Source organism: Qipengyuania sp. 902 (assembly GCF_051195295.1).
Lineage (GTDB): Bacteria > Pseudomonadota > Alphaproteobacteria > Sphingomonadales > Sphingomonadaceae > Qipengyuania.
Genome location: NZ_JBNJLJ010000001.1, coordinates 644,240 through 664,828 on the forward strand (window position 1 = coordinate 644,240; position 20,589 = coordinate 664,828).

Below are 20,589 nucleotides of genomic sequence, written 5' to 3' on the forward strand. Positions count from 1 at the left end.
CGAGTGCAATCGTAGCCGATACCCGGTCGATCTAGACCATAAAGCTTTCGCCGCAGCCGCAAGCGCCTTTGGCGTTGGGATTGTCGAACACGAAGCCGGCGGTGAAGTCGTCCTCAACCCAGTCCATCGTGCTGCCGATCAGGTAGAGCACGCTTGCGCTGTCGATGTAGAAGATCCCGCCCGGGGTTTCGATCTTCTCGTCGAACTTCGCCTCTTCGGTGACGTAGTCGACCGAATAGGCAAGGCCCGAACAGCCACGGCGCGGGGTCGATAGCTTCACGCCGATGGCATCATCGGGCGCTTTCGCCATCAGGTCGGCGACACGCTGCTCGGCGCGCTCGGTGAGAAGGACGGCAGCTTTTGGAGCCGGACGTGTAGTGGTCTCGGTCATCAGAGCATCCCCAGTTCGAGGCGGGCCTCATCGGTCATCTTTTCGGGACCCCAGGGCGGATCCCAGACGAGATTGACCTCGGCGTCGCGGACGCCGGGCACGCTGGCGGCGCGCAGTTCGACCTCGCCCGGCATGGTTTCGGCGACCGGGCAATGCGGCGTTGTCAGGGTCATGGTGACGGTTACGTCGCTCTCGTCGTCCACGTCCACGCCATAGATCAGGCCGAGATCGTAGATGTTCACCGGGATCTCGGGGTCGTAAATCTCTTTCAGCGCGGCCACGACCGCCTCGTAAAGATCACCGCCCGGCGCACCTGCGGGCACATTCTCCGGCTTCTTTTGCAGGAAGCCTTCGAGATAGTCGCGCTTGCGCTCCATGCTCTCGCGCGGCGTCTCGTCTGGATCGACGGCATCCTCCACACGGGCGCGGGGAGGCTTGCCCACGACGGTATCCGCCGGCGAGGGAGCCGCAATGAAATCCTGATCGTTATTCGTTTCTTCGCTCATCCGAAGATCCTTTGGGTACGGTCTATGCCGCGCAAAAGGGCGGCGATATCGCTTTCGTCCGAGTAGAGCCCGAAGCTTGCCCGCGCGGTCGCGGGGACGCCGAGGTGCTCCATCAGCGGCTGTGCGCAGTGGTGTCCGGCACGGATCGCGACATTCTCTTCATCCAATATGGTGCCGAGATCGTGAGGATGAACCCCCTCTATCGCAAAACTGACGATCCCGGCGCTATCGTCGGGCCCGAACAGCGTCACCGAATTGAGATTGCGGAGTTCGTCGCGCAATTGCCGCGCGAGGACGCTCTCGTGGGCGAAGAGCCTGTCGGGCCCCATCCCGGCGACATAGTCGATCGCCGTATGGAGCGCGATCGCCTCGGTGATCATCGGCGTGCCTGCCTCGAAACGCTGGGGCGGCGGGGCATAGGTGGTTTTGTCGAAAGTGACCTTGTCGATCATCGCGCCGCCGCCCTGCCACGGGGGCATCGCATCGAGGATCTCCTCGCGCGCCCACAACACGCCGATGCCGGTGGGGCCGTAGAGCTTATGACCCGACCAAGCATAGAAATCGCAATCGAGCGTGGCCATGTCGAGCGCCATGCGCGGTGCCGCCTGGCAGCCGTCGAGCATGATCTTCGCGCCGATCGAATGCGCGAGGTCCGCCGCCTTTCGCACATCGAGCACCGAACCCAAAACGTTCGATACGTGCGCGAGAGAAACCAGTTTGGTTCGCGGCGTCAGCAGCTCCTCGAGCGCACCTAGGTCGATCCGGTGGTCCTCGGTCAGGGGGCAGACGTCGATCTGCGCACCGGTCCGCTCCGCGACCATCTGCCAGGGGACGATATTGGAGTGGTGCTCCAGCGTGGACAGGACGATCCGGTCGCCCTCGCCGATCTGCGTCATGCCCCAGCTGGCGGCGACGAGATTGATCGCCTCGGTCGCGCCGCGCACGAACACGACTTCGTTCTCGCTCCGTGCGCCCATGAAGTCTGCGACCCTGCGGCGGGCTGCTTCATACCCCAGCGTCATCTGCGCCGAGCGACCATAGACTCCGCGATGCACGGTCGCATAGTCGCGGCCCAATGCGTTGCCCATGGCGTCGATCACCGCCCGCGGCTTCTGCGCCGTCGCCGCCGTGTCGAGATAGTGCCACGGCGCGCCGTCGCCCGTCACGAGGCCGGGGAAATCCGCCTTGCGCGTGAGGGTTGCCGTCTCGCTCACAGGTTCCGGTCCACCTTGGCCAGCGCAACGTCCATCAGTTCGTCGCGCAGAGCCTCGTCGTCGAGATTGACCAGCGCATCGCCGAGGAAGGCCTGCGCGAGCAGACGCTGCGTAAGCTCCGGCGAGACGCCGCGCGCGGCCAGGTAGAAGCGCGCATTTTCGTCCAGCTGGCCGACGCTGGCGCCGTGGGCGCACTTCACGTCGTCGGCGAAAATCTCGAGCTGCGGCACGGCATTTACGCTTGCGCCCTTTTCCAACAACAGCCCCTTGAAGTCCTGCGCCGCATCGGTCTTCTGCGCATCGCGCACTACATCGATCCGGCCGAGGAAGTTGCCCGTTCCGTGACCCCAATGAACTGCGCGGACGACCTGATTGCTGGTAGCCTCGGGTTCGGCATGGGTCATGTGAGTCACGAATTCGCGCACGGTTTCCCGCCCGCCAACGGTGATGCCGCCAAGCTCGAAATGCGCGCCTTTCTTCAGCACCACCTCGATCTCCAGCCGCGCGAATTCGGCGGAGGCGAGAACGGCGAAGAGCTCGCAGGTCGCGCCTTCGCCTACGGTCACGCGCCAGCGGTGCAATTCGGTCGGTTTGGTCGCCTCGCCATCGGCGACGACCAGCGTGTCGCGAAAGTTCTCGCCGGCGGCCACGTCGATGGTGCGCCAGTCGTCGAGCGGCACGCCCTGCAGTCGCTCGACGCGCGAATAGCGCCAAGCTTCGTCCTTGCGAGTGGGGAGATCGGCGGTTTCGCTCATAGCTTGCCTGCCCGGCTCTGCGCGAGGCGCATGACGGCCGTCTTGTGATAGGCATCCATGCAGGGCACCGCGCCTTCCGCGATGGCCTGCACCTGCGCTTGCTTTTCCTTGCGGGCAATGTCGGACGCCATCACCTCGTCGATCTGCGGGGCGAGTTCGCCCATGCAGGTCAGCATCGCGCCGCAGCGGATCGCATCGACCATTTCGTCGCCGCTGCTTTTCTTCGTGCGGCAGGTGAGCTTGCCGTCGACCTTGGCAAGGCCGCCGTTCCAGGTGTGCATCCGCTCGCCGATGACGACGATCTGTTCTTCGACTTCGGTCTGGGGCTGGGGCGCGGTATCCTGCGCTGCAGCTGCGCCGGACGAGGCCAGCATCAGGGCAATCGCGAGCGTCCTCATGCCGCCATCACCGCATCGTAGCCCTCTTCCTCGAGACGCACGGCCAGCTCCGGCCCGCCGGTCTGGACGATGCGGCCCTGCGACAGGATCGAGACCTTGTCAGGCTTCACCACTTCGAGCAGGCGCTGGTAGTGGGTGATCAGCAGCACCGCCTTGTCCGGGGCGCGCATGATCGAATTGATGCCTTCGCCCACGACGCGCAGCGCATCGATATCGAGGCCGGAGTCGGTCTCGTCCAGCACGGCGAATTTCGGGTCGAGAATACCCATCTGGACCATCTCCGCACGCTTCTTCTCGCCGCCGGAGAAGCCGACGTTGACGTGGCGTTTGAGCATTTCCGGATCGAGCTTGAGCAGCGCGGATTTTTCCTTGGCGAGCTTCAGGAATTCGCCGCCGGTCAGCGGTTCTTCCCCACGCGCCTTGCGCTGCGAATTCAGCGCCTCGCGCAGAAACTGCACATTGGAGACGCCGGGAATCTCGACCGGATACTGGAAGCCGAGGAACAGCCCCGCCGCCGCGCGTTCGTGCGGCTCCATGTCGAGCAGATCCTCGCCGTTGAAGCGCACGCTGCCGCCGGTCACTTCATAGCCCGGGCGGCCGCCAAGCACGTAGGACAGCGTGGACTTGCCTGCGCCATTGGGGCCCATGATCGCATGGACCTCGCCCGCAGGCACGGTGAGCGTGAGGCCGTTGAGGATGGTCTTGCCGTCGATCTCGGCAGTGAGGTTTTCGATTTCGAGCATTTACCTGTCATTCCTGCGCGGACCGCCGGTGCGGTTCGGGCGCGAATAGTGCTGGTTGGGATTGGCCTCGCGATGGGCGCGGGCCCGGGCTTTCTTGTCGGCGATCCGCTCGCGCATCACGACGGTGAGGCGCTGGAGCACATCGTCCATGTTCTCGAGGATTTCGGCGGCGGGGATGCGCATCACGCGGATGTCGACCGCCTCGAGGCTCTTGTCGCGGCGCTTGGCCAGCGTATCGTCCGCATCGTCCTCGTCGATCATCACGGCGAGGCCGAGGTTGTGGCAGTTGAAATCGACGATCGCGCTGCCGACCACGGCATGGCGAGTAAATTTGTAGCGGCCCATGTCGGCCTCCGCGAATTTCTTCGCCAATGCCTTGTGCGCCGGAGTCGAATGCCGCCGCAAAATGCGCGCGCGATCATGCAGCGCATCGAGTCGCTTCTCCGAAATCTCCCACCCGCGGCCCTTCTTCTTGAGCGCGGGCGGGGTGTCGTCGGCGGTCTCAGACGGATCGCGAAGCTGGAGGGTTTTGCGGTCGGTCATTATCCACGCCCGATAAGATTTATGACAACGCTATGGCCGAGCGCGATCGCGCACAAAGCGGAAGTCATGCCCACGAAAGCAAAAAGTAGGAAAAACAACCGATACTGTGTCGGTTGCTCTGAGCGATGGTAATCAACGCTACGCCAAGAAGCCTTCCGCTTGCTAATCGCGAAGAAAAGGCGGGAAAGGTAAATCATTGCGATGAGCGCGAATGTCACCGCCATGAGTGCGTTAAAGATCACCCCACACTCCCCTCTAGCGAGATCGCCAGCAGCTTCTGCGCCTCGACCGCGAACTCCATCGGCAGCTCTTTGAGCACCTCTTTCGCAAAACCGTTGACGATCAGCGCCATCGCCTCTTCGTCGTCGAGGCCGCGCTGCATCGCGTAGAACAGCTGGTCGTCGCTGATCTTGCTGGTGGTCGCCTCGTGCTCGATCTGGGCGGTGGGATTCTTCACCTCGATATAGGGCACGGTGTGTGCGCCGCACCGGTCGCCGATCAGCAGGCTGTCGCATTCGGTGCGGTTGCGCACGCCGTCGGCATTGGCCGCCACGCGCACCATGCCGCGATAGGTATTGTCGCTCTTGCCAGCCGAAATGCCCTTTGAGATTATCGTCGAGCGGCTGCCTTTGCCGTTGTGGATCATCTTGGTGCCGGTATCGGCCTGCTGGTAATTGTTGGTCACCGCGACCGAGTAGAACTCGCCCACGCTGTCTTCGCCGTTGAGCACGCAGCTGGGATACTTCCAAGTCACAGCGCTGCCGGTTTCGACCTGCGTCCAGCTGACCTTGCTGCGCGCACCCTGGCACAGGGCCCGCTTGGTGACGAAATTGTAGATCCCGCCGACGCCCTCCGAATTGCCCGGATACCAGTTCTGCACGGTCGAATATTTGATCTCGGCATCTTCCATCGCGACCAGCTCGACCACGGCGGCGTGGAGCTGGTTCTCGTCGCGCATGGGCGCGGTGCAGCCTTCGAGATAGCTGACGTAGCTACCCTTTTCGGCCACGATCAGCGTGCGTTCGAACTGGCCGGTGTTCTCCGCATTGATGCGGAAATAGGTGCTGAGCTCCATCGGGCAGCGCACGCCTTCGGGCACGTAGACGAAGGTACCGTCGGAAAAGACCGCGCTGTTGAGCGTGGCGAAATAATTGTCATGCTGCGGCACCACCTTGCCGAGCCACTTTTTAACGAGGTCCGGATATTCGCGGATCGCCTCGCTGATCGAAAGGAAGATGACGCCGGCGCGCTTCAGCTCTTCGCGGAAGCTGGTGGCGACGCTGACGCTGTCGAATACGGCATCGACAGCCACCTTCTTGGCGCCTTTCACCCCGGCCAGCACTTCCTGCTCGCCGAGCGGGATGCCGAGCTTGTCGTAAACGCGCTTGATCTCGGGATCGAGGTCGTCGAGCGAATCGAGCTCCACCTTCTTCTTCGGCGCCGCGTAGTAATAGGCATCCTGGTAATCGATCTCGGGATAGCCGAGCTTCGCCCAGTTCGGCTCTTCCATCTCCTGCCACAGGCGGAAAGCCTTGAGCCGCCAGTCGAGCATCCACTGCGGCTCGCCCTTTTTGGCCGAAATGAACCGGACGGTGTCCTCGTTCAGGCCTTTCTCGGCGAACTCGGTCTCGATGTCGGACGACCAGCCGTGCTCGTATTCGGCCGCCTTCTCGGCAGCTTCACGGGCTTCGCGGTCCTGAATGTCCCGATCCTGAAAATCGACGTCTTCGCTCATGCCATTTCTTCCATTCGTGCGAGCTGCGTCAGCGGAATGGCCGCCAGCGCGCCGCGCAATGCATCGTTCACGACCGGCCAGTGCGGCTTGACAGAGCATTCATGCTCGACCGAGCATTCCGTGCCTTCGACGCAGGCGGTCAAAGCGATCGGTCCTTCGACGGCCTCGACGATATCCGCCACGCTGATCGCCGCCGCCGGGCGCGCCAGTTGCAAGCCGCCGCCCGCACCGCGTGTCGAGCGGATGAGCCCGGCCGCCGAGAGCTTGCTCACCAGCTTCTGCACCGTCGGCAGAGGCAGTCCCGTCTCTCCCGCCAGTTCCGCAGCATTCGTCCGCACACCCCCACAATGGCGCGACGCGGCGCACATCGTGACGACAGCATAGTCTGCAAGATTGGATAGGCGCATAGCTCGTTCGTATTAAATCGGACCAAATCGTTCCGATTGCCGAGCTAATGGCCGAGACGCGCATTTTCAACGCATTTCCGCCAGTTGCGAGTCGTTAGCAGCTAGCGGATTTCCTTGCCGAGCTGCTTGGCTTCGCCCGATCCGAACAGGTCGACCGAACCGTAGCCTTGCGGCCCGAGCATGTCGCGGACGGGCGACGCACCCTTCGGCAGCAGCCGCTTCGGCGTCCGCCCGGTGAAGAAGCGGATTTCCTTGATGAGGTGCGCCTGGTCGTAAAAGGCCTCGCGGATGTCAGCCTCCATTTCCTCCGAAAGCTCCGGCAGCGAAAGAAGGGTCGCCGCGCGGACTGCGCGATAGCGCCGGACGAGCCGCACGGGGGACTGTCCGAAGAATTGCGCCACGAGTCGCTGCACCTGCCGCCGCGAATAGGGCAAGCTCTCGTACAGTTCTTCCAGATCCGGCCGGAAGGAGGCCGACAGCCATTCCAGCGTCCGGTCGATGACGTTAAGATGTGCCTCCGGCAGGCGCGAAAGGCTGTGCCGCACGACATCGGCCATGGCATCGAGAATGCCCTCGTCGTCGAGTTCGCCCTTGCGCCAGCGCTGCGCCAAGCCTTCGAACACTTTTGCGCGATCCTCGCTCAGCACACGGTCCGGCTCCAGGAAGCAGTCGTGGTGGTCGTTCACCGGCAAGCCGGTCATCGCGGCCCAGCCGCGGAAGTTCAGCGACACCCCGAACATCTTGGCGGGACCCTTGATATGGAATTCGCGCGCCTGGCAAAGCGGGGCGAGGAAGAACGCGTCGCTCGTCTCGCCGACCTGGCCGTCGTCGAATTGCATCCGGCCGACGCCTTCGACAAAGGCCGTCATCTGGCCGGAATAGGCCGGCAGGACATCGACCAGATCGCTGTCATCACAGCGCCAGACGTAAAGAGAGTTCAGGTACCGCGAAAGATCGTCGGGTGCGGCGACGAAATTGAAAAGATGCTGCTCTTCGTCTGTCGAACTTTCAGCCAAGTGCGCCCCCGCCGCTTTGCCCCCGTAGCGAATTGTATAAATACGTCATTGCTGCGAAGCGCAACCCGCTGTCAACAAACAATCCAGCCCCCCATGCGCATGACAGCTGAAAAAAAGGGCGGCTCCAATAGAGAGCCGCCCCTTGAAGTCGAGAACTCGTTGCAATGCTGCTCCGAGCCCTTCGGGTCGCAGGAGTGTGATAGACCGAGTCTGTTACATTTGATTGTATGCAAGCGACACTATCGCAAAATTCGTTACTGATGGCGCGCAATATGTGCCGACGAGACCGGCCATTGCGCGGAATCTCGACAAGTTTGCGGGCCTTCGCCATAGGCGCGCCATGCTGTTCGATCTCGCGCGTCCCGCCCTTTTCCTGCTCGACCCGGAGCGCGCCCATCGGCTGACGATCCGGGCGCTGGCGGCGATGCCGATCCGCACTGACGGCAGCCAGGCGCGGGAGAGCGCGCTGTGCATTAGCGTTGCCGGGATCGACTTTCCCAACCCTCTCGGCATGGCAGCCGGCTTCGACAAGGATGTCGAAGTGCCCGACCAGCTGCTGGGGCTGGGTTTCGGATTTACCGAGGTCGGATCGCTCACTCCGCGCCCGCAAGCCGGCAATCCCAAACCGCGCCTGTTCCGCCTGATCGAGGACCGTGCGGTGATCAACCGGATGGGCTTCAACAATGCCGGGTCGGAGATAGCGCGCGGGCGACTCGAAGCGCGGCGAGGTCGCCCCGGAATCGTCGGTGTAAATGTTGGCGCGAACAAGGACAGCGAGGACCGGACTGCCGATTACGCGGAAATGACCCGCATCATGGCGCCGCTGGCATCCTATCTAGCGGTCAACATTTCCAGCCCCAACACGCCCGGTCTGCGCGCGCTGCAGGATGAAGGCGCGCTGACCGGCCTGCTCGATGCCGTGCTGGAGGCCCGGGGCAGCAACGGCCCACCGGTGTTCCTGAAAGTCGCGCCGGACCTCAAGCATGCGGACATCGACGCGATCGCGCGCATTGCGATAGATAAGGGTCTCGGCGCGCTGATCGTCTCCAATACGACCATCCAGCGCCCGGCGCTGCGATCGCCCGATGCGAGGGAAACGGGCGGCCTGTCCGGCAAGCCGCTGCGCGACCTCGCACAACGGCGATTGCGTGACTTCCGCAGAGCCACGGGCGGCGCGCTTCCGCTGGTGGGAGTCGGCGGAATCGCCAGCGCAGAGGATGCTTGGGCGCGCATCCGCGCCGGTGCCAGCCTGGTGCAGCTTTATAGTGCGATGGTCTATGAAGGGCCGGGCCTGCCGCGGCGCATCCTCCGCGGCCTGGAGCGGATGATGCAGCGTGACGGCTTCGCTTCGATTGCCGAAGCGGTCGGAAGCGAATAGCAAGCGGCCGCATGAACCGCCTCACACTCGCTTCGCTTCTCGCGCTCCCGCTCGCCGGTTGCGCCACCTATCCTGCCGATACCGCGCCTGAAAACGTTGCTGTTACCCCGACGCCGAGCTGGGCGGTCAGCGCCGCCGATCCGCGCGCGCAGGAGGCCGGGGAGAGCATTCTGCGCAAAGGCGGTAGCGCAACGGACGCAGCCATCGCGACCATGCTCGCCCTCACCGTAGTCGAGCCGCAGAGTTCGGGCATCGGAGGAGGCGGCTTCATGGTTCGCGGCACGCTTGATGGAGCCGTGACCAGCTACGACGGGCGCGAAACCGCTCCGTCCGGCGCAACGCCTGAGTGGTTCCTCGGCGAGGACGGTGAATTGCCACCGTTCATCGAATCGGTCCGCAGCGGTCTCAGCGTCGGCGTGCCGGGCAATATCGCGCTGGCGGCAAAGGCACATGCCGAGCATGGACGCTTGCCCTGGGCGGAACTGTTCGGACCGGCGATCGCGCTGGCCCGAGACGGCTTCGAAATCAATCCGCGCATGCACAATTCGCTGACGAGCGCAAAGAACCGCGCGGCGTTCAGCGAGAGCGGCCGGGCGCTGTTTTACGACGCAGCCGGCGAGCCGCTGGCCGTCGGCACGCGTGTCGTGAACGAGCCGCTCGCCCGGACCTTCGAGGCGATTGCCGCAGGGGGCAGATCCGCGTTCTATTCCGGCGATCTCGCCGCGGAGATCGCCGCGACCGTCGCCGCGGACACGCCGCGAGCTGGCGCGATGACCGCCGCGGACGTCGCCGCCTACGAAGCAAAGGAGCGCGACGCGCTGTGCGGCGATTATCGCGGCTATCGCGTCTGCTCTATGGGGCCGCCGACATCGGGCGGGATCGTCGTGCTGCAAATCCTCGGTCAGCTGGAGCGGTTCGACCTGACCGCGCTGGGTGCCGAAAATCCGGTCACCTGGCACCTCTTCCTCGAATCCCAGCGCCTCGCGTATGCGGATCGCGAGCTTTACGCGGCCGACAGCGATTTCGTATCCGTTCCGGCGCGCGGCCTCGTCGATCCGGACTACCTCGCCTCGCGCTCGGCGCTGATTTCCGCCGACAGCACCATGGGCGAAGTTACTGCCGGTACGCCGCCGGGCGCACCGCAAGCGCTTGCCGACGGCGACGAGCCGGAGGAGCAAGGCACCACGCACTTCGCGGTGGTCGACGATGCAGGAACCATGGTCAGCTATACCTCGACCGTCGAGGGGCCGTTCGGTTCGGGCCTGATGGTCGGCGGCTTCTACCTCAACAACGAGCTCACCGATTTCAGCCGCGCGCCGGAGGTGGACGGGCGGCTGGTCGCCAATCGCGTCGAACCGGGCAAGCGACCGCGCAGCTCGATGTCCCCCAGCCTCGCTTACGATCCCTCCGGCCAGCCCTTCATGGTGGTCGGCGCAGCGGGCGGGGGCACGATCCCGGTGCAAACCGCGCGCAGCATCATCGGGGCGATCGATTTCGGCCTAGACGCGGAAGAGGCGCTCGGCCTGCCGTTCCTGATGGCCTTCGGGGACCGTGTGCTGCTGGAAGAGGGCACCTGGCTCGAAGCACAGGCCGATGCCTTTCGCGCGCTGGGCCATGGCGACGTCATGATCCGCGAGGCGCCGGTCAAGGCGGGCGCGATCCTGCGCGGCGCCAACGGCTGGGTGGGCGCCCGCGATCCGCGGCTCGAAGGCCAGCTGGAGACGCCGTGATCGCGCCGCCGCTTGCCGTGACGATGCCGGACGCTTAAGCCCCGCGCTCAACGGGGCGCAGACCCTACACTACTTCGAGGAGCGGAGCCGTGCTGGCCGACATCGATACAGCGAACAATCTCGTCGAGCTTTTCCTGAAGCGCGCCGACGAAAAGGGCGACAGGGCCTTCCTCGGCGCCAAGATCGACGGAAGCTGGCAGACGATCAGCTGGGCCGAAGCCGCCAACCGGGTCTGCCTGCTGGCCGAGAACCTGCGCGCGCTCGGCCTGCGCGATGGAGACCGGGTGTGCCTCGTCTCCGAGAACCGTCCCGAATGGTGCATCGCCGACCTCGCAATCATGGCGGCTGGCTGCATCACCGTGCCGACCTATGTCACCAATACCGAGCGCGATCACGTCCACATCCTCGACAATTCGGGCGCCAAGGCGGTCATCGTATCGACCGAGAAGCTGCTGCGCCCCTTGCATGGCGCGCTGCAGGCATCGGGCGTGGCGGAACACGTCATCGGCATAGAAGACCTCCACCGCCAGCAATCGGGCAGTTTCGAATTCCATACCTGGGAGAAGATGACTGCCGGAGATGCCGCTGCCGCGCGCAAGGCTGTCGACCAGCGGATCGCGTCCATCGGTCGCGGCGACACCGCCTGCATCATCTACACCAGTGGCACCGGCGGCGCGCCGCGCGGGGTCAAGCAGCATCACGGTGCGATCTTGTGCAATGCTGCCGGGGCGGCGGAAATCCTGAGCGAGGATTTCGGCATCGACGATGACGAGCGTTTCCTCTCCTTCCTGCCGCTCAGCCATGCCTATGAGCATACCGGCGGCCAGTACCTGCCGATCGGCGTCGGCGCGCAGATCTATTATGCGGAAGGGCTGGAAAAGCTCGCCAGCAATATCGAGGAAACCAGGCCGACCATCATGGTCGTCGTCCCGCGCCTGTTCGAGGTGCTGCGCACGCGGATCATGAAGCAGGTCCAGAAGCAGGGCGGACTGGCAGAAAAACTGATGAACACCGCCTTGGAAGTCGGCGAGCGGCGGGCGGAAGGGCGCAAGCAATTCGGCGACGGCGCGAAGGACTTCGTGATCGGCAAACTCCTCAAGCCGAAGATCCGCCAGCGGTTCGGCGGACGGATGAAGGCGATGGTGTCGGGCGGCGCGCCGCTCAATCCCGAAGTCGGCGTATTCTTCGAATCGATGGGCCTCACCATGCTACAGGGCTACGGCCAGACCGAGGCCGGGCCGGTCATCAGCTGCAATCGCCCCGCCGCCGGCATCAAGATGGACACGGTCGGCCCGCCGATGCGCGGCGTCGACATCAAGATCGCCGAGGATGGCGAAATCCTCTGCCGCGGCGAGCTCGTGATGCATGGCTACTGGCAGAACCAGGGCGAGACCGAGCGGACCATCAGGGACGGCTGGCTGCATACCGGCGATATCGGCCATCTCGACGACAAGGGCCGGATCGTAATCACCGACCGCAAGAAGGACATGATCGTCAACGACAAGGGCGACAATATCGCCCCGCAGAAGGTCGAAGGCATGTTGACCCTGCAGCCCGAGATCGGTCAGGCCATGGTTGCGGGCGACAAGCGGCCCTACATCGTCGGCCTGATCGTGCCCGATCCCGAATGGCAGCTCGAATGGTGCCAGGCGCAAGGCAAGAAGTTCGACTGCAAGGAGTTGCAGGACCTGCCCGAATTCAAGGCCGCCGTCCGCGCCGCAGTCGACCGGGTGAACAAGGACCTGTCGGTGGTCGAAAAGGTCCGGCAGTTCGCGATTGCGGACGAGCCCTTCACCATTGAGAACGAAGAAATGACCCCCTCGATGAAAATCCGCCGCCACAAGATCAAGGAACGCTACGGCGAGCGGCTGGACGGGCTGTATCGGGGTTAGGCCGTATCAAGACGCTTGCGGAAGTGCCCTAATTGCCCGCCCAAGCACTCGAATGCGTGCTTTAGCTCGTCTGTAAATTCTGTCGCCTCGGCTTCGGTCACCGCCCATCGCTGCTCGGTCCTCTCCTTGCCCCGGTAATCGACGGTATCGAACAGCGCGATCCAACCGTTCGTGTTCGAGCCTAGGATGACAGTGCCGTGAGCAAAGAATTGGCGCTTAGTTTCAATCGTCTGCCAGTGGCTGAGCGTTTTAGAGAAAGCTTGTAGCCGCTTTGCCGAGCCGGGAATGTCCTCGGATAGCTTTAGAAGGTCCGCCAGTCGCTGTCCGGCAAGGTGACGAATTTGCTTGATGCGACCTGCTGCAAAAGCTGCGTCCATTGATTTGGAAACCGACGCCTCAGCTCGAGCGAAGTAGCCAATACAAGCGCCTCTTCAGCAATTGACCGCGATGGCGTGTGCGGTGGGATCATCCCCGCTTTCATTGCTCACGGGACTAAGCCGCCACTTCCTCGATGAACTCCGGATAGAAGCTCGGCGCGCGGTCGCTCCAGCCGGGGGCGGTCGCGGCGGCTTCGCTGAGGCTTTGCAGCAGCATCTTGCGGCGTTCGGGGCGAATATGCGGCAGGGCGGCAGCGGCGCAGAAGGCGCTCGGCAGCCAAGGCCGGGCTTCGGCGGAGATCAGGCGTTCGTAGAGGAAGCGGAAGGCGGAGAAGCTGTCGATCCGCTCTTGCGCCAGGTCGAAGGCCGCCACGCGGGTCAGCTTGCCGACGAAGGGTTCGATCGCATCGAAGCCCGACGCCGCCGGGATCGACTGGCGCAGCGCTTTCAGCTCCTGATAGGCGACATACTGGCCGCGAATGGCGGCATTCTCCACCGCATCGCGGCCCCAGATGCGGAACGCATCGCAGCGCCCCAGCCCGATATCGAGGCTGCGACGGATATAGCGCTGCTCGGCGGCGGTGAAGCCGGCGAACTCGCGCATTTCGGCGATGGTCAGCGAAGCGGTATTGGTAACGGCCATGATCGGTGCCCCCGTTGTGTCAGGGCGAATGTCACCGAAGATGGTTAACAAGCGGTAAGCGGGATTAAATTAGCCCGGCCAAAGGACTGCTCGGGTCGGCATATTTGCGCGTTGCCATGCGGCCGGAGAGATAGGCATCTCGCCCAGCTTCGACCGCCAGCTTCATCGCGCGCGCCATGCGGATGGGGTCCTTCGCCTCCGCGATGGCAGTGTTCATCAGCACGCCGTCGCAGCCAAGCTCCATGGCAACCGCCGCGTCCGAGGCCGTACCGACTCCGGCATCGACCAGCACGGGCACGCTTGCGCCTTCCTTGATCAGGCGGATGGTCACGCGGTTCTGGATGCCGAGGCCCGAGCCGATCGGCGCGCCAAGCGGCATCACCGCGACAGCGCCTGCGTCTTCCAGCTGCTTCGCAGCGATGGGATCGTCCACGCAATAGACCATCGGCAGGAAGCCTTCCTTCGCCAGCGTCTCGGTAGCCTTCAGCGTCTCGCGCATGTCGGGATAGAGCGTGCGCGCCTCGCCCAGCACCTCCAGCTTGACGAGGTCCCAGCCGCCCGCTTCGCGGGCCAGCCTCAGCGTGCGGATGGCATCGTCGGCAGTAAAGCAGCCCGCGGTGTTCGGCAGGTAGGTGATTTTCTTCGGGTCGATATAGTCGGTCAGCATCGGCGCCTTGGGGTCGCTGACATTCACCCGCCGCACTGCCACGGTGACGATCTCGGCTCCGCTCGCTTCGAGCGCGGCGGCGTTCTGTTCGAAATCCTTGTATTTGCCCGTGCCGACGATGAGGCGGCTTTTGAAGGTGCGCCCCGCCACGCTCCACGTGTCGTCGTCACCTTGACCACCGCCGACGAAATGAACGATCTCCAGCGTATCGCCCTCGCTCAGCATGTGCTGGTCCAGCTCGCTGCGCGGCGCGATCGTGCCATTGTGCTCGACCGCGACCTTCTCGGGCGCAAGGTCGAGTTCGCGAACCAGCTCGGCGATGGTGGTGGCGGAGGTGCGGCGGCTTTCGCCATTGATGGTAAGGGCAATCATGCCGCCCGACTTAGTCGCCGCAACGCTCCTTGCAAGCGCTGGAATGTACATGGCGCAGGTTGAGGATATGCCCCAGCGACACGAGCGCGACGCCGATGATCGTCAGGATCGCTTCCTTGTAGCCGTGCGGAACGGCCAAGGCAGCGCCCATGAAGGTGAGGCCGGTCATGGCGATCACGAAGGGGGCAGCCATCCGGTGGCGCAATGCGCCCCAGCCGATGGCGACACCCGCGATTAGCGTGGCGAGCAACAGGCCGTAACGGTGGATGTCGGGCGACAGGAAGAATTCCCCGCCGATGCCCAGCCCGGACACGATGACGATCGACAGCAGGCAGTGCAGCGCGCAGGCACCGGACAGGAAGATGCCGAGCCGGTCGAGCCGGCGTCGAATCGGAAGTGTGGCGCGCTCGAACATTGCGATTTGCCACTTATGTGACGATGTAACATAATTCAAGCAGAACCGCGCGCCAAAGCGATAGTCGGTGCTTTCATGGCGAGCGACAGCGGTTGCCTGCTTTGCACTTGCGAAAGTGCGGGGGTCGCAGCACATGGGCGCGCATGACGGTAGATACCGAATCCTCGCGCCCGCGGGCTATAGCGATATGGCTTTTCGTCGTAGCGGCGCTGGTCGTGCTGATGGTATCGGTCGGCGGAATCACGCGGCTGACCGAAAGCGGGCTGTCGATCACCCAGTGGAAACCGATCAGCGGGGCGATTCCTCCGCTGAACGACACCGCATGGCAGGCGGAGTTCGACCTCTACAAGGCGACTGGGGAATACAAAAACGTGACCGGCCCGGCGGGCATGGATCTCGCAGCCTTCGAGTTCATCTATTTCTGGGAGTGGTTCCACCGCCTGCTCGGTCGTGTCATCGGACTGGTCTATGCGCTTCCGCTCGCGTGGTTCTGGGTGCGCAGCGCTATTCCGCAGGGCTACAAATGGCGGCTGGTCGCGCTCCTCGCGCTTGGCGGGCTTCAGGGTGTCTTCGGCTGGTTCATGGTGCGGAGCGGCCTGGCGGGCACGATGACCGATGTCAGCCATTTCTGGCTGTCCATCCACCTGCTGACCGCGCTCTTCACTCTTGGCGGCCTGATCTGGACGGCGCTGGACCTGCTGCGGCTCAAGGCGAGCGGCGCACCGCCCGCCCGCTGGACCAAGACCGCGAGCTGGGTCGGCTTCATCCTCTTCATCCAGCTGTTGCTGGGCGCATGGGTGGCGGGCCTCAATGCCGGGCTGGCAAGCGACACCTGGCCACTGATGCAGGGTCGTTTGGTGCCGGAATACGACACCAGTCGCGGGCCCTTCTGGGCGCTCACTCATGACCCCTACCTGCTCCATTTCCTGCATCGCTGGTGGGCCTGGATCGCCGTGATTGCGCTCGTGGTCATGGCGCGCAAGGTGAAACCGGTGCAGCGGCAGGCTTCGATTGCGATCCACGCAGCGTTCGGAACGCAGATCCTGCTCGGTATCGCAACCGTGATGACAGGTGTCGCCCTGTGGATCGCTGTGGCGCACCAGGTCGTTGGGGCGCTGCTCGTCGCCGCATTCGCTTGGGGCGCGCACGCGCTGGGCCGGGAGCGATGACAGCGCTGATCTATTGCCCTTTTCCCGACCAGGAAATAGCAGAAGAAATTGGGGCGACCTTACTCGATGAAGAGCTCATCGGTTGTATCAATATCGGCGGACCCATCCGCTCCTTCTTCGCATGGGACGGCGAGCGTGGGGAGGGAACGGAAGTTCCGTCGCTGCTCAAGGCTAATGCGCGGTTGCTCGATAGGGCAATCGCACGTCTGGAGAGACTGCACCCTTATGATGCTCCGGCAATATTAGGCTAGATTTGCGATGGTGCAGGTGCGGCGACGCAGGAGTGGCTCGATGGGATCGGAGCGCTTATGATTAGGTAGCCCCGCGAGGGTAACGATTTGCGCCAGGTTCTTGCGAGGTATTATTTTACCGCCCCGAAGGCCCCCGGAATCGCTTGACTTGCGGCCCCTTCACCGCCATTTGCCGCCCGCTTCGCGAATGCGGCAACGCCGGATTCGCAGGAAAGGCCGCCGACCAGGCGGCATGAACACTAGATACGGAAAACCAGCCATGAAGGCTCTCAGCAAGGTGACCCGGTCGGTCAAGCCGTCCGAGGTCGAAAAGAAGTGGCACATCATCGACGCCGAAGGTCTCGTCGTCGGTCGTGTCGCGGCGATCATCGCCAACATCCTGCGCGGCAAGCACAAGCCGATCTACACGCCGCATGTCGATTGCGGCGACCATGTCATCGTCATCAATGCCGACAAGGTGAAGTTCACCGGCAAGAAGATGACCGACAAGGTCTATTACAAGCACACCGGCTGGGTCGGTGGCATCAAGGAAACGACCCCCGCCAAGGTGTTGGGCGGCCGCTTCCCCGAGCGCGTGCTCGAAAAGGCCGTGGAACGCATGATTCCGCGCGGTCCGCTGGGCCGCGACCAGATGCGTGCGCTGCACGTCTTTGCCGGCACCGAGCATCCCTATGACGGCCAGAAGCCCGAGAAGCTCGACGTTGCCTCGATGAACCGCAAGAACAAGGCTGTTGCATAATGGCTGACGAAACCAAGAACGACACCGTCTCGGATCTCGCCGATCTGAAGGACATCGCCTCCGACGCCCCTCAGGGCGACGCCGCGGATATCGCTGCGACTGCCGAGGTTCCGCTGCGCGAGCAGGAGCTCGACAAGGAAGGCCGCGCCTATGCTACCGGTCGCCGCAAGGACGCGACGGCTCGCGTCTGGCTGAAGCCCGGCAGCGGCAAGGTTACCGTCAACGGCAAGGACCAGGAAGTCTATTTCGCACGTCCGACGCTGCGCCTGATCATCGACCAGCCCTTCGCCATCACCGAGCGCCAGGGTCAGTACGACGTCGTCGCCACCGTCAAGGGTGGCGGTCTTTCGGGCCAGGCCGGTGCGGTCAAGCACGGCATCAGCCAGGCGCTCACCAAGTACGAGCCGGCCCTGCGCAGCACGGTCAAGGCCGCCGGCTTCCTGACCCGCGACAGCCGCGTGGTCGAGCGTAAGAAGTACGGCCGCGCCAAGGCACGCCGCAGCTTCCAGTTCTCGAAGCGCTAACCGGCTTACCGAGTTTTTCGGTCACCGAGGAAGGGCGGTCCCGCGAGGGGCCGCCCTTTTCGCATGCGATCAGTGCACAGGTGGATCGACGCGCGGGACCTGCCTGACCGGCGCGACCGGTTCGCCGCCCTTCCGCGGGGGCATCGCATCTTCCGGCACGTCGTCGATCTGCATGTCGCGCGTCTCGACGTCTTCTAGGTTGCGGACGGTCACCTTGAGGTTCTGTCCGTCGAATTCGATCTCGTTGAAGCTCGGCGGTGTCGAGCGGGTGCGTTGCGACAGCGTCCCGGCACCGATCATCCGTACCGGGCCGTCTGGCGTCTGCTCCATGATGTCGAAGGCATCGTGGACATGGCCGGAGAGCACCGCTTGTACAGGCCGTTTCGCCAACGCCCGAAGCGCCTTCTCGCCATGCTTGGTCAGCGCCGTGCCCTCTGTCCCGACCTCGCGCAGCGGATGATGCACGGCGACCAGCGCTTCCTTCCCCTCAGGAAGCGCATCGATTGCTGCCAGGCATTTTTCCAGCGCCGCATCGGTCACCCATCCCTTCGACCAGTTGAGGCGCGGCTGCGCACGGACGGCGGTCTTGAGCGGCACGATCGCGAGGCTGCCGAGATCGAGTTCCTTCTCGACTTTTTCCTCCATGCCGCGGAAGCGCTTGTAGGGCGTGAAGAAGCGCTCGAACGGATTGAAATAGGGCATGTCGTGGTTGCCGACCTCGACAGTCACCGGCGCATCGAGCGAATTGATCCAGTGCGTCGCCGCCGCAAATTCGCGGTGCCGCGCGCGCATGGTAAGATCACCGGTAATGGCTACCGCATCGGGACGCCGTTCGGCAATTTCCTGCTTTACCCAATCGAGCGCGCGATTGTCTTCCAGTCCGAAGTGAATGTCGCTGAGGTGGAAAATGCGCCGGAAATCAGTAGCCATGATCGGTCGCTAGCAGATCGACTTCGGTTTCGGCCAGTTGCAATACCGCCTCGGGGCCGAGCGTTTCGGGCTCCCCGTCCAGCAAGACATCGAGCGGCTCGCCTTCGCAATTTGCGATTTCGAGTTCGTCGAACAAGCCGAGGCGCTCATGCGGGCCCTCGCGAAAGCGGCGTCGAAGCAGTGCCCAGCCCTGCCGCAGATAACTGGCGGCATCGTCGGCGCAGTAGGCGCCGACCTGCATACCCCGAGCGCTGGGCGTAATCTCGAGAAGGGGATACCCGTCGGATCGACCTTGCGCCGGATCGGCCATTCGCACGCGGGCGCCGTATGTGGTTTCGGTCACGGCATCGCTCGTATGCTCGGCAAGTCCGGCGACATCGATATCGCGCATCGCTTCGCGTACATTGGCCCATGCGGTCCCCGGGCCCGCGAGGAACCCAGCCAAGGCAATCCCCTTCTCGCAACGAACGACCGGAAGGCGAATCCGCCGGTATGCGCCCTGGGCTACGCGCGCGAGTATTTCCTCGGCCTCGACCTCTTCGCCATGAAGCCGGGCGCTGAGCAGGTTCATGGTCCCGCCCGGGAGAAAGAGTATCTCTCCGCCCCATCCGGCAAGTTTGGCGATTGCGCCATTGGCGGTGCCGTCGCCGGTGAAGATGATGAGTCGTTCTATGCCGCTTTCCTCGAGCAGCGACCTGCTAGGCAGGTCGGCATCGGGAAAGGATACGGTGAGGTCGCAGTCCAGCCCCTGTTCGGCCATGACCCGTTTCAACTCTTCCTCGCGCGCGGTGCTGTGGCTCCCGCTGCGGGTGTTGACGATCAACCAGCTCGGAGGACAGGCGGCCATACCGGGCAAGCGCGCGGTCGCGTCTTTTGGTTCCCGATCAAAGCCTTCCGGTTGCGACCAGCCAGCCGAAGGCTCCATTGGCGATTGTATAACCGGCATATAGCCAAGCCGCCGAAGGCCATCCATTGGCGGCAAGGAGCATCGCGACCACCAGCACGACAAACTCGAATGCCAAGGACACGCGTCCGCCGTTGCGGCGGAAAGCAGCCGGCAAAGTCTCGAGGATCGGGTGATCGCTCTCGATCAGCGCTTTGCTGAGCGCGAAATTGGCCACGCCGCATACAAAGAGAACCGCAAGCATCATCGATTGACGGCATAGTCCCGACGCCCGCCGATTGCCAAGCGCGCTTCGTCGGCCAGTTCGCGCCTTCCGTCCAATGCGCGAGTCGTCCGTCGAATGCGCCGTGCGATTACAGGTGTAGCTGGGTAATACAGTTCCTGCGGAGGGCCTTCCAACAGTCCCCCAAAACCCTTCGGGCCCTCCGCCATCGCAGGAGAGATTTCATGAATAAAGGATTCGCAGCAATGGCCGCGCTTGGCCTCGTTGCCACAGCAGCGCCGGCAGTGGCGCAGGAAGGCACTGACATCATCGTGACTTACGACGATCTCGATCTGGACACCGCCAAGGGCCAGAAGGAACTCGATCGGCGGATCGAAAAGGCCGCTCGCCAGGTGTGCGGGCTGGATCGCCAGCGCACCGGCACACGGATCGGGGACCATAAGGCTACCGAATGCCTTGCCTACGCGCGCAACAGTACGCGCGAATATGTCGCAGCGGCGATTGCTTCCGCCGGAAGGGGCGGATGACGCCAGCACGAAATAAACAGTTGTAGCTGCCTCAGAGCAGCGCGAGACGGGTGGCTGAGAAACCCCCAGCCAAACCCAAACTAGGCCTCGACCGGACGCAGTCTCCCGGTCGGGGCCGCCTTTGTTTTGGGGCTAGCGCG

At 63.7% G+C, this 20,589-nt stretch carries 25 protein-coding genes; 8 read left to right on the plus strand and 17 right to left on the minus strand.

What is annotated here, in order from left to right; genetic code table 11:
- Window positions 1-31: 31 nt before the first annotated feature.
- The 10 genes from ACSH0F_RS03200 to ACSH0F_RS03245 form a co-directional block, all read right to left on the minus strand.
- Complete coding sequence (locus ACSH0F_RS03200; protein ID WP_435199824.1) at window positions 32-391, minus strand: HesB/IscA family protein; 360 nt, start codon at window positions 389-391, stop codon at window positions 32-34.
- Window positions 391-897 carry an SUF system Fe-S cluster assembly protein gene (locus ACSH0F_RS03205; RefSeq protein ID WP_435199826.1) on the minus strand — a complete coding sequence of 169 codons (507 nt, stop codon included), beginning with the start codon at window positions 895-897 and terminating at the stop codon, window positions 391-393. Before ACSH0F_RS03205 ends, ACSH0F_RS03200 begins: the two co-directional genes overlap by 1 nt.
- A complete protein-coding gene (locus ACSH0F_RS03210) occupies window positions 894-2,111 on the minus strand; it encodes an aminotransferase class V-fold PLP-dependent enzyme (protein WP_435199828.1) in 1,218 nt (405 codons plus the stop codon). Before ACSH0F_RS03210 ends, ACSH0F_RS03205 begins: the two co-directional genes overlap by 4 nt.
- Window positions 2,108-2,866 carry a SufD family Fe-S cluster assembly protein gene (locus ACSH0F_RS03215; protein ID WP_435199830.1) on the minus strand — a complete coding sequence of 253 codons (759 nt, stop codon included), beginning with the start codon at window positions 2,864-2,866 and terminating at the stop codon, window positions 2,108-2,110. The genes ACSH0F_RS03210 and ACSH0F_RS03215 overlap by 4 nt, the downstream gene beginning before the upstream one ends.
- A complete protein-coding gene (locus tag ACSH0F_RS03220; protein WP_435199832.1) occupies window positions 2,863-3,264 on the minus strand; it encodes a hypothetical protein in 402 nt (133 codons plus the stop codon). The genes ACSH0F_RS03215 and ACSH0F_RS03220 overlap by 4 nt, the downstream gene beginning before the upstream one ends.
- A complete protein-coding gene (sufC, locus tag ACSH0F_RS03225) occupies window positions 3,261-4,007 on the minus strand; it encodes a Fe-S cluster assembly ATPase SufC (RefSeq protein ID WP_435199834.1) in 747 nt (248 codons plus the stop codon). The genes ACSH0F_RS03220 and sufC overlap by 4 nt, the downstream gene beginning before the upstream one ends.
- Window positions 4,008-4,550, minus strand: coding sequence for an endonuclease domain-containing protein (locus ACSH0F_RS03230; protein ID WP_435199836.1), 543 nt, complete (start codon window positions 4,548-4,550; stop codon window positions 4,008-4,010). It abuts the gene before it with no gap.
- A gap of 238 nt (window positions 4,551-4,788) precedes the next feature.
- Window positions 4,789-6,285, minus strand: a complete 1,497-nt coding sequence (gene sufB, locus ACSH0F_RS03235) for a Fe-S cluster assembly protein SufB (protein ID WP_435199838.1) — start codon at window positions 6,283-6,285, stop codon at window positions 4,789-4,791.
- A complete protein-coding gene (locus ACSH0F_RS03240; protein WP_435199840.1) occupies window positions 6,282-6,692 on the minus strand; it encodes an SUF system Fe-S cluster assembly regulator in 411 nt (136 codons plus the stop codon). The genes sufB and ACSH0F_RS03240 overlap by 4 nt, the downstream gene beginning before the upstream one ends.
- Window positions 6,693-6,793: 101 nt before the next feature.
- On the minus strand, window positions 6,794-7,708 hold the full coding sequence (locus tag ACSH0F_RS03245; protein WP_435199842.1) for a hypothetical protein: 915 nt from the start codon (window positions 7,706-7,708) through the stop codon (window positions 6,794-6,796).
- 340 nt (window positions 7,709-8,048) lie between these two features.
- Between ACSH0F_RS03245 and ACSH0F_RS03250 the strand changes: the two genes are divergently transcribed.
- The 3 genes from ACSH0F_RS03250 (at window position 8,049) to ACSH0F_RS03260 (ending at window position 12,708) form a co-directional block, all read left to right on the plus strand.
- Complete coding sequence (locus ACSH0F_RS03250; RefSeq protein ID WP_435199844.1) at window positions 8,049-9,086, plus strand: quinone-dependent dihydroorotate dehydrogenase; 1,038 nt, start codon at window positions 8,049-8,051, stop codon at window positions 9,084-9,086.
- Between the two features lie 11 nt (window positions 9,087-9,097).
- Complete coding sequence (ggt, locus tag ACSH0F_RS03255; protein WP_435199846.1) at window positions 9,098-10,816, plus strand: gamma-glutamyltransferase; 1,719 nt, start codon at window positions 9,098-9,100, stop codon at window positions 10,814-10,816.
- Between the two features lie 89 nt (window positions 10,817-10,905).
- Window positions 10,906-12,708, plus strand: coding sequence for an AMP-dependent synthetase/ligase (locus ACSH0F_RS03260; protein ID WP_435199848.1), 1,803 nt, complete (start codon window positions 10,906-10,908; stop codon window positions 12,706-12,708).
- Here ACSH0F_RS03260 and ACSH0F_RS03265 read toward each other — a convergent pair.
- The 4 genes from ACSH0F_RS03265 to ACSH0F_RS03280 all read right to left on the minus strand — a co-directional run bounded on the left by ACSH0F_RS03265 (window position 12,705) and on the right by ACSH0F_RS03280 (window position 15,182).
- Window positions 12,705-13,085 (minus strand): hypothetical protein, encoded by a 381-nt coding sequence (locus ACSH0F_RS03265; RefSeq protein ID WP_435199850.1) that lies wholly within the window; start codon window positions 13,083-13,085, stop codon window positions 12,705-12,707. The two genes, ACSH0F_RS03260 and ACSH0F_RS03265, sit on opposite strands and share 4 nt — an antisense overlap.
- Before the next feature lie 115 nt (window positions 13,086-13,200).
- Window positions 13,201-13,728, minus strand: a complete 528-nt coding sequence (locus ACSH0F_RS03270; protein WP_435199852.1) for a hypothetical protein — start codon at window positions 13,726-13,728, stop codon at window positions 13,201-13,203.
- A gap of 64 nt (window positions 13,729-13,792) precedes the next feature.
- Window positions 13,793-14,767 (minus strand): sulfur carrier protein ThiS, encoded by a 975-nt coding sequence (gene thiS / locus ACSH0F_RS03275; RefSeq protein ID WP_435199854.1) that lies wholly within the window; start codon window positions 14,765-14,767, stop codon window positions 13,793-13,795.
- Between the two features lie 10 nt (window positions 14,768-14,777).
- Window positions 14,778-15,182, minus strand: coding sequence for a MerC domain-containing protein (locus ACSH0F_RS03280; protein ID WP_305931271.1), 405 nt, complete (start codon window positions 15,180-15,182; stop codon window positions 14,778-14,780).
- A gap of 143 nt (window positions 15,183-15,325) precedes the next feature.
- Here ACSH0F_RS03280 and ACSH0F_RS03285 point away from each other — a divergent pair, with 143 nt between their 5' ends.
- The 4 genes from ACSH0F_RS03285 to rpsI all read left to right on the plus strand — a co-directional run bounded on the left by ACSH0F_RS03285 (window position 15,326) and on the right by rpsI (window position 17,865).
- Window positions 15,326-16,351 (plus strand): COX15/CtaA family protein, encoded by a 1,026-nt coding sequence (locus ACSH0F_RS03285; protein ID WP_435199856.1) that lies wholly within the window; start codon window positions 15,326-15,328, stop codon window positions 16,349-16,351.
- A complete protein-coding gene (cutA, locus tag ACSH0F_RS03290) occupies window positions 16,348-16,602 on the plus strand; it encodes a divalent-cation tolerance protein CutA (protein WP_435199858.1) in 255 nt (84 codons plus the stop codon). Before ACSH0F_RS03285 ends, cutA begins: the two co-directional genes overlap by 4 nt.
- Window positions 16,603-16,861: 259 nt before the next feature.
- A complete protein-coding gene (gene rplM, locus ACSH0F_RS03295) occupies window positions 16,862-17,341 on the plus strand; it encodes a 50S ribosomal protein L13 (RefSeq protein ID WP_278329386.1) in 480 nt (159 codons plus the stop codon).
- Complete coding sequence (gene rpsI, locus ACSH0F_RS03300; RefSeq protein ID WP_278329387.1) at window positions 17,341-17,865, plus strand: 30S ribosomal protein S9; 525 nt, start codon at window positions 17,341-17,343, stop codon at window positions 17,863-17,865. Before rplM ends, rpsI begins: the two co-directional genes overlap by 1 nt.
- Window positions 17,866-17,934: 69 nt before the next feature.
- On the opposite strand, the gene ACSH0F_RS03305 is transcribed toward rpsI, so the two are convergent.
- Genes ACSH0F_RS03305 through ACSH0F_RS03315 form a run of 3 tightly spaced genes read right to left on the minus strand, consistent with a single transcriptional unit; the run spans window position 17,935 to window position 19,916 of the window.
- Window positions 17,935-18,795 carry a metallophosphoesterase family protein gene (locus tag ACSH0F_RS03305; protein ID WP_435199861.1) on the minus strand — a complete coding sequence of 287 codons (861 nt, stop codon included), beginning with the start codon at window positions 18,793-18,795 and terminating at the stop codon, window positions 17,935-17,937.
- A complete protein-coding gene (locus ACSH0F_RS03310; RefSeq protein WP_435199864.1) occupies window positions 18,785-19,642 on the minus strand; it encodes a diacylglycerol kinase family protein in 858 nt (285 codons plus the stop codon). The genes ACSH0F_RS03305 and ACSH0F_RS03310 overlap by 11 nt, the downstream gene beginning before the upstream one ends.
- A gap of 37 nt (window positions 19,643-19,679) precedes the next feature.
- The gene (locus ACSH0F_RS03315) at window positions 19,680-19,916 is read right to left on the minus strand and encodes a hypothetical protein (RefSeq protein WP_435199866.1); all 237 of its coding nucleotides are present in this window, start codon (window positions 19,914-19,916) and stop codon (window positions 19,680-19,682) included.
- Window positions 19,917-20,146: 230 nt separating this feature from the next.
- Here ACSH0F_RS03315 and ACSH0F_RS03320 point away from each other — a divergent pair, with 230 nt between their 5' ends.
- A complete protein-coding gene (locus ACSH0F_RS03320) occupies window positions 20,147-20,449 on the plus strand; it encodes a UrcA family protein (protein WP_435199867.1) in 303 nt (100 codons plus the stop codon).
- The last annotated feature ends 140 nt before the right edge of the window (window positions 20,450-20,589 follow it).

Bases quoted from the DNA above. Each gene is read 5' to 3' on its own strand.
- ACSH0F_RS03215 (WP_435199830.1), bottom strand. From the start codon at position 2,866: ATGAGCGAAACCGCCGATCTCCCCACTCGCAAGGACGAAGCTTGGCGC.
- ACSH0F_RS03220 (WP_435199832.1), bottom strand. From the start codon at position 3,264: ATGAGGACGCTCGCGATTGCCCTGATGCTGGCCTCGTCCGGCGCAGCT.
- ACSH0F_RS03265 (WP_435199850.1), bottom strand. From the start codon at position 13,085: ATGGACGCAGCTTTTGCAGCAGGTCGCATCAAGCAAATTCGTCACCTT.
- ACSH0F_RS03280 (WP_305931271.1), bottom strand. From the start codon at position 15,182: ATGTTCGAGCGCGCCACACTTCCGATTCGACGCCGGCTCGACCGGCTC.
- ACSH0F_RS03200 (WP_435199824.1), bottom strand. From the start codon at position 391: ATGACCGAGACCACTACACGTCCGGCTCCAAAAGCTGCCGTCCTTCTC.
- ACSH0F_RS03205 (WP_435199826.1), bottom strand. From the start codon at position 897: ATGAGCGAAGAAACGAATAACGATCAGGATTTCATTGCGGCTCCCTCG.
- ACSH0F_RS03310 (WP_435199864.1), bottom strand. From the start codon at position 19,642: ATGGCCGCCTGTCCTCCGAGCTGGTTGATCGTCAACACCCGCAGCGGG.
- ACSH0F_RS03230 (WP_435199836.1), bottom strand. From the start codon at position 4,550: ATGACCGACCGCAAAACCCTCCAGCTTCGCGATCCGTCTGAGACCGCC.
- ggt (WP_435199846.1), top strand. From the start codon at position 9,098: ATGAACCGCCTCACACTCGCTTCGCTTCTCGCGCTCCCGCTCGCCGGT.
- thiS (WP_435199854.1), bottom strand. From the start codon at position 14,767: ATGATTGCCCTTACCATCAATGGCGAAAGCCGCCGCACCTCCGCCACC.
- rplM (WP_278329386.1), top strand. From the start codon at position 16,862: ATGAAGGCTCTCAGCAAGGTGACCCGGTCGGTCAAGCCGTCCGAGGTC.
- ACSH0F_RS03250 (WP_435199844.1), top strand. From the start codon at position 8,049: ATGCTGTTCGATCTCGCGCGTCCCGCCCTTTTCCTGCTCGACCCGGAG.
- ACSH0F_RS03240 (WP_435199840.1), bottom strand. From the start codon at position 6,692: ATGCGCCTATCCAATCTTGCAGACTATGCTGTCGTCACGATGTGCGCC.
- ACSH0F_RS03270 (WP_435199852.1), bottom strand. From the start codon at position 13,728: ATGGCCGTTACCAATACCGCTTCGCTGACCATCGCCGAAATGCGCGAG.
- cutA (WP_435199858.1), top strand. From the start codon at position 16,348: ATGACAGCGCTGATCTATTGCCCTTTTCCCGACCAGGAAATAGCAGAA.
- ACSH0F_RS03305 (WP_435199861.1), bottom strand. From the start codon at position 18,795: ATGGCTACTGATTTCCGGCGCATTTTCCACCTCAGCGACATTCACTTC.
- ACSH0F_RS03285 (WP_435199856.1), top strand. From the start codon at position 15,326: ATGACGGTAGATACCGAATCCTCGCGCCCGCGGGCTATAGCGATATGG.
- ACSH0F_RS03320 (WP_435199867.1), top strand. From the start codon at position 20,147: ATGAATAAAGGATTCGCAGCAATGGCCGCGCTTGGCCTCGTTGCCACA.
- rpsI (WP_278329387.1), top strand. From the start codon at position 17,341: ATGGCTGACGAAACCAAGAACGACACCGTCTCGGATCTCGCCGATCTG.
- sufB (WP_435199838.1), bottom strand. From the start codon at position 6,285: ATGAGCGAAGACGTCGATTTTCAGGATCGGGACATTCAGGACCGCGAA.
- sufC (WP_435199834.1), bottom strand. From the start codon at position 4,007: ATGCTCGAAATCGAAAACCTCACTGCCGAGATCGACGGCAAGACCATC.